Here is a 5477-nt window from a genome sequence, read left to right as displayed (position 1 = left end):
GAGTATCCGCCTCTTGAGCGCCCAAGCCCGTTCGCTTCGGCCCCCCTTTGGCGCCCGCGGCCGACATGTGGGCGCGCACCACGGTGCTGTCGAACATCTGCACCACGCCCGCCGTGCGGCTGCATTCGGCGAGCATCGCGAAGAACGCCTCGAACACCCCCGCCCGGCTCAGCCGCGAGAACCTTTTCCACACGCTGTTCCACGGGCCGAACCGCTCGGGCAGCGCCCGCCAGGTGACGTTGTGGACCGCGAAATAGTGCAGCGCCTCCAGAAACAGCCGGTCGTCCCGGCCCTTCGCGCCCCGCCTCGGCAGGCAGGCGCGGAACACCTCCAGCGCCAGATCCCAATCCCGTTCCGTCATCCTCGTGGACATCGCCAACCCTCCCAAGGTCGGCTCTCCATGGATCAGACAAGTCGCGGCGCGGGAAACTGGAAACCTGCACCCTAGTCAATTCGTCCACACGGCCTAGGCCCGAACTGTAGAGCGTGAGCCAGATTTCCGCGGCGATGCCGAACTCTTCGCGACCCGGCGCCCAGACCGCTCGACCGAGAAAGCCGAGACCTTCGCGCATAATCGCCGGGGCCGCCTCGCCGCCGATCACGTAGATGATGTAGGCGAGAAGCAGCAGGGTGCGGATCCCGACGCCGAACGCGGCTCCGCGAAAGACCCTGTTCGCGAGGGCTTCGCCGGAGGACGGCGGACGCGTGATGAGCCCGGCTGGCGCGGAGGACTTGTCGCTGGGTGGCATCGGCGGCTCCTCCGCGGGCGTGCGAGGGGCGCGACCGGCGCGGGGCCGGTCGCGCCGCAGGTCAATGGATGTCGTTGATCTTCGCGAGGTTCGCCGCCTTCACGACGTCCGGCAGCGGGACGTAGTTGAGGCTGACGGCCATTTCCTGACGCTCGCCCATCGCCCATGTGGCGAAGTTTCGCAGCACTTCGGCCACCTGCGGGTCGCCGTGCTCGCGGGAGAATAGCAGCCAGGTCAGGCTGGTGATCGGGTAGGCGCCGGGATCGGAGGGGTTCGTGACGAACACGAACAGCCCGTCGCCCGAGAAGTCGCCGCTCGACAGCGCCAGCGCGCCGGCCCCGTTCGAGGGCTGGATGAACGCGCCCGAGGCGTTCTCGAGCGAGGCCATCGGCGTCTGGGACATCTTCGCGAAGCCGTATTCGACATAGCCGATGGCGCCCGGCGTCTGCATTGTCGTGGCCATCACGCCGTCATTGCGGGGCGCGCCGACGAAGTTCGGCAAGTTCGGCCATTGGACGGTGGTGCCGACGCCGATCTCGTCGCGGAAGGCCAGTTCGACTGCGGAGAGATGGTTGGTGAAGATGAAGTTGGTGCCCGCCCCGTCGGAGCGGCGCACCACCGTGATCTGCGCGTCGGGCAGTTCGACGCCGGGGTTTGCCGCGACGATGCGCTCGTCGTTCCAGCGTGATCGCCCCGCGGAAGATCTCGGGATAGACCGACCGCGACAGCTTCAGTTCGGCGCCGCCGCGCAGGTTGTAGGCCAGCACGACCTTGCCGGCGGTCGCCGGCATCACCACGAGGCCGCCTTTCACCGAGTCTATCTGCTCCGGCGTCATCTCGGCGTCGGAGCCGGCGACGTCGACCGTGCGATCGATGAACGCGCGGATCCCGGCGCCGCTTCCGGTCGCCTGTTAGTCGATCCGCACGCCGCGGTTCTGCGCGCTGAACGCCTGGGTCCACGAGGCGCAGAGCGGAAACGGAAAACTGGCGCCAGCGCCGCCGAGGGCGATCGCAGCGGCTCCGGCGGCGAGGAAATCGCGCCGGTCGCGCCGAGTGTTGTTCATGGTTGCCCCTCTCCCGGTTCGATGGCCGCACACTGCCCGCGGCGTCAGACAGTTTCGCGATAAATTCGCGATGGGTCCGCTTTTCCACGATCCCGAGCGGGGACCGGTCAGATGTAGTCAGATGTAGAACGTCGTTGCGATCAAGAAGAAGATCAGCACGCCCACAACGTCGTTCGAGGTGGCGATGAACACGCCGGTCGCGAAGGCGGGATCGAACTTCAGCCGCTCGAGCGCGATGGGCATGACGGCGCCGATGGTCGAGGCCTGAACCGTCACCGCCAGCAACGTCAGCACGGCGGTCAGCGCGAGCATTTCCGGGCGCTCGATCTCCACGATCTGCGCCATGCCCATCACGCCGGCGGCGACGAGCAGGCCCACTGCGCCGCCGTTCAGCAGCGCGCCGCCGATCTCGCGCAGCACGCGCCCCCACAGATCGCCAACCCAGAGCGCGCCCGCCCCCAGCGCCTGGACTGTCACGGTCGACGCCTGGATGCCGGCGTTGCCGGCCAGCGACATCACGATGGGAATCAGGCTCGCGAGAATGGCGGCCTCGGTGAGCGCGTCCTCATAGGCGCCGGCCACGAGCGCGGCGACGCCCGAGCCGATGAGCCCGCCCGACAGCCAGGGCAGCCGCCGCCGCAGGATCGCCAGCGGCCCGTCGGCGGCGCTCGCGTCGGGGTCGAGCCCGGCCATGACCTTCATGTCCTCGGCCGCCTCCGCCCGCTCGATCGCGAGCAGTTCGTCGGCGGCGATCATGCCGAGCAGCCGGCCCTCGGCGTCCACGACGGGCATCGCCTTGAGCCGTTCGGCGCGGTCCGCCCCGGAGGAGGCGGCGGATTTCCTGGCCGAGGCGCCGCGCGGCGTGGTGGCGGCAGCGACAGCACGAGGCGCGCGGCCTCATGCGAGGCGAGCGCCTCCAGCCCGTCGATCTCCGCGCCGCTCTTCAGCGCCGCCGCCAGCTCCGCCAGCGCCCCGGCGTCGTCCCCGGCCGCGCGCTTCGCGAGATCGCCGCTCATGTCCAGCCCCCTGTCGCCCGGCTCCCCGCCTAGCGCGCGACCGCGACGAAGCGGCGACAGGGCGTCGTGGAAGAGGCGCGCGGCGCGCCGTCGCCGGTCCGTCATCCATTCTTCACACCCTTACCGGGGTCTTCGCGGCACAGTTCGCGCGAGGCGGCATCCGGAGCAGACAGAGACCCATGCGCAGGCGCGACGATCATCTCCCTGAGCAGCGCGACTGCGCAGCGAGCGCTCTATGACGGTCGCCTCTCCCCGGCGCACGGCGCGCCACGTCAAGACGGTGAATCTCGCCCTTCAGGGCGGGGGCGCGCATGGCGCCTTCACCTGGGGCGTGCTCGACAAGCTGCTGGAGGAGGACCGGCTCTGGATCGAGGCGATCTCGGGCACCTCCGCCGGCGCGCTCAACGCGATCGCCATGGCGCAGGGATTTCACGAGGGCGGCGCGCCGGCGGCGCGCGAGCGGCTCGCCGCGCTGTGGAAGGCGATCAGCGACAGCGCGCGGATGAGCCCGATCCAGCGCCCGCCGCATGCGCGGCTGACCGGCTCGTGGTCGCTCGCCGGCTCGCCGCTCTACGTGTTCTTCGACGTGCTCAACCGGCTGACCTCGCCCTATGAGCGCAACCCCTTCAACTACAACCCACTGCGCGAGGTGGCGCGCAAGACGATCGACTTCGCCAAGGTCCGCGCCTGTCGCGAGGTGGAGCTGTTCGTGTCGGCCACCAATGTGCGCACCGGGCGCGGTCGGGTGTTCCATCGCGAGGAGATGACGCTCGACGTGGCGATGGCCTCGGCTTGCCTGCCGACGCTGCATCAGGCGGTCGAGATCGACGGCGAGGCCTACTGGGACGGCGGCTACATGGGCAATCCGGCGCTGTTTCCCTTCTTCGACGGCAGCCCCGCCGACGACATCGTGATCGTGCAGCTCAACCCGATCGCGCGCGACGAACTGCCCCGCACGGCGCAGGACATCCTCAACCGCATCAACGAGATCACCTTCAACAGCGCGCTGATGCACGAGCTGCGCGCCATCGACTTCGTCAAGCGCCTGCTTGAGGAGGGCCAACTCGACCCGGCGCGCTACCGGCGGATGCACATCCACGTCATCGCCTCGCGCAAACGCATGCGCCCGCTCGACGCCTCCTCCAAGCTCAACGTCGAATGGCCGTTCCTGACCTGGCTCTTCGAAGTCGGGCGCGACACGGCGCGCAAGTGGATCGACGAGAATTTCGACCTTCTCGGCGTGCGCTCGACCGTCAATGTCCGCGAGATGTTCCAGGGCGTCGGCAATCTGCCGAGCGCGTCGCCCTCGGTGCGCAACGCCGGCTGACGAGGGGGGCGATGGCCGCTCTGTCGCTTGACCGTCGCGCGACTGTCGCGTCGCTGCGCTATCCCCATCGCGCAGGCGGAGCGTCGAGGGGAGCGCGGGAGCATGGCGAACGAGGCGATCGGCGTGATCGGCGCCGGCGCGATGGGCGCGGGGATCGCGCAGACTTTCGCGGCGGCCGGGTTCCCGGTGCTGATGCAGGACCTGAAAGCCGAGGCGCTCGCACGCGGGCGGGCGTCCATCGAGGCGAGCCTCGCGAGGCTGGTCAAGCGCGGCAAGATCGCCGCCGAGGCGGCGGAGGCCACGCTCGGGCGGATCGCGACCTCCACCGACCAACAGGCGCTCGCCGACCGGGCGCTGGTGGTCGAGGCCATCGTCGAGAACATCGAGATCAAGTCGGAGGTGATCCGGAGCCTCGACGCGATCTGCGGGCCCGAGACGATCTTCGCCTCCAACACCTCCTCGATCTCGCTGACGCGCCTCGCCGCCGCCTCCGAGCGCCCCGAGCGGGTGATCGGGATGCACTTCTTCAACCCCGTGCCGGTGATGAACCTCGTCGAGATCATCCGCGCGCTCCAGACCTCGGACGCGGTGTGCGAGGAGGTGACGGCGCTGACCCAGGCGATCGGCAAGACGCCGCGGGTCTCGAAGGACAGCTACGGCTTCGTGGTGAACCGCGTGCTGGTCCCGATGATCAACGAGGCGATCAACTGCGTCTATGAAGGGCTCGCCAGCCCCGAGGACGTCGACGAGATGATGAAGCTGGGCGCGAACCATCCGATGGGGCCGCTGTCGCTCGGCGACCTGATCGGACTCGACATCGTGCTCGACATCATGGAGACGCTCTATGACGGCTTCGACGATCCGAAATACCGCCCGAGCCCGCTGCTGAAGCAGATGGTCGACGCCGGCTATCTCGGCCGCAAGTCCGGTCGCGGCTTCTTCCGCTACGGTTGAGGCGCGCCATGCATGTCAGCATCCGCCGCTACCGTGGGGTCGACGCCGACGCGCTCGCGCGCGAGATCGAGCGCGACTTCGCGCCCCGGCTTCGCCGCGCGCCGGGCTTCGCGGCCTATTACGTCATGATCGAGGGCGCGGACGGGCTGACGACAGTCAGCGTGTTCTCCACCGCGGCGATGGCGGCGGAGTCCGACGCGATCGCCGCCGACTGGATGCGCGAACGCGACCAGGGCGCCCCGCTCGAGCCCGTCGACGTCTCGGCCGGTCGCCTCGCCTTCGCCGCCCCGCCGATCCGCGGTTGAGCGCGGGCCGGTCCGCGGCGCCGCGCCGCGCTCCGGCGTCGCAGGCGCGACACATCCCTGCG

At 69.6% G+C, this 5477-nt stretch carries 6 protein-coding genes and 3 pseudogenes; 3 read left to right on the top strand and 6 right to left on the bottom strand.

Features of this window, described 5'->3' with window-relative positions; translation table 11 throughout:
- The 6 genes and pseudogenes from V7Q31_RS19240 to V7Q31_RS17060 all read right to left on the bottom strand — a co-directional run.
- A pseudogene (locus V7Q31_RS19240) lies at positions 1 to 100 on the bottom strand (IS5/IS1182 family transposase); the annotation flags it as partial.
- A 102-nt stretch (positions 101 to 202) separates the two neighbouring features.
- Positions 203 to 361, bottom strand: a pseudogene (locus V7Q31_RS19235) (transposase); the annotation flags it as partial.
- A 449-nt stretch (positions 362 to 810) separates the two neighbouring features.
- Positions 811 to 1624: pseudogene (gene pstS / locus V7Q31_RS17075) on the bottom strand (phosphate ABC transporter substrate-binding protein PstS).
- 36 nt (positions 1625 to 1660) lie between these two features.
- Entirely contained in the window at positions 1661 to 1813 is a 153-nt protein-coding gene (locus V7Q31_RS17070) for a twin-arginine translocation signal domain-containing protein (RefSeq protein WP_333835057.1), read from the bottom strand.
- A gap of 117 nt (positions 1814 to 1930) precedes the next feature.
- On the bottom strand, positions 1931 to 2605 hold the full coding sequence (locus tag V7Q31_RS17065) for a magnesium transporter (protein ID WP_333835056.1): 675 nt from the start codon (positions 2603 to 2605) through the stop codon (positions 1931 to 1933).
- Positions 2566 to 2829 carry a hypothetical protein gene (locus V7Q31_RS17060; protein ID WP_333835055.1) on the bottom strand — a complete coding sequence of 88 codons (264 nt, stop codon included), beginning with the start codon at positions 2827 to 2829 and terminating at the stop codon, positions 2566 to 2568. The genes V7Q31_RS17065 and V7Q31_RS17060 overlap by 40 nt, the downstream gene beginning before the upstream one ends.
- A gap of 235 nt (positions 2830 to 3064) precedes the next feature.
- Between V7Q31_RS17060 and V7Q31_RS17055 the strand changes: the two genes are divergently transcribed.
- The 3 genes from V7Q31_RS17055 (at position 3065) to V7Q31_RS17045 (ending at position 5415) form a co-directional block, all read left to right on the top strand.
- Positions 3065 to 4156 (top strand): patatin-like phospholipase family protein, encoded by a 1092-nt coding sequence (locus V7Q31_RS17055; protein ID WP_333835054.1) that lies wholly within the window; start codon positions 3065 to 3067, stop codon positions 4154 to 4156.
- Between the two features lie 102 nt (positions 4157 to 4258).
- The gene (locus tag V7Q31_RS17050) at positions 4259 to 5110 is read left to right on the top strand and encodes a 3-hydroxybutyryl-CoA dehydrogenase (protein WP_333835053.1); all 852 of its coding nucleotides are present in this window, start codon (positions 4259 to 4261) and stop codon (positions 5108 to 5110) included.
- Between the two features lie 8 nt (positions 5111 to 5118).
- Positions 5119 to 5415: a hypothetical protein gene (locus tag V7Q31_RS17045; RefSeq protein WP_333835052.1), complete on the top strand. Its 297-nt coding sequence runs from the start codon at positions 5119 to 5121 to the stop codon at positions 5413 to 5415.
- Positions 5416 to 5477 lie beyond the last annotated feature (62 nt).

The sequence above is a fragment of the Rubrimonas sp. genome (genome assembly GCF_036788415.1).
In the GTDB taxonomy this organism is placed as follows: Bacteria; Pseudomonadota; Alphaproteobacteria; order Rhodobacterales; family Rhodobacteraceae; genus Rubrimonas.
This window is presented reverse-complemented; position numbering and strand designations above follow the sequence as displayed.

Bases quoted from the DNA above. Each gene is read 5' to 3' on its own strand.
- V7Q31_RS17070 (WP_333835057.1), bottom strand. From the start codon at position 1,813: ATGAACAACACTCGGCGCGACCGGCGCGATTTCCTCGCCGCCGGAGCC.
- V7Q31_RS17065 (WP_333835056.1), bottom strand. From the start codon at position 2,605: ATGCCCGTCGTGGACGCCGAGGGCCGGCTGCTCGGCATGATCGCCGCC.
- V7Q31_RS17060 (WP_333835055.1), bottom strand. From the start codon at position 2,829: ATGAGCGGCGATCTCGCGAAGCGCGCGGCCGGGGACGACGCCGGGGCG.
- V7Q31_RS17055 (WP_333835054.1), top strand. From the start codon at position 3,065: ATGACGGTCGCCTCTCCCCGGCGCACGGCGCGCCACGTCAAGACGGTG.
- V7Q31_RS17050 (WP_333835053.1), top strand. From the start codon at position 4,259: ATGGCGAACGAGGCGATCGGCGTGATCGGCGCCGGCGCGATGGGCGCG.
- V7Q31_RS17045 (WP_333835052.1), top strand. From the start codon at position 5,119: ATGCATGTCAGCATCCGCCGCTACCGTGGGGTCGACGCCGACGCGCTC.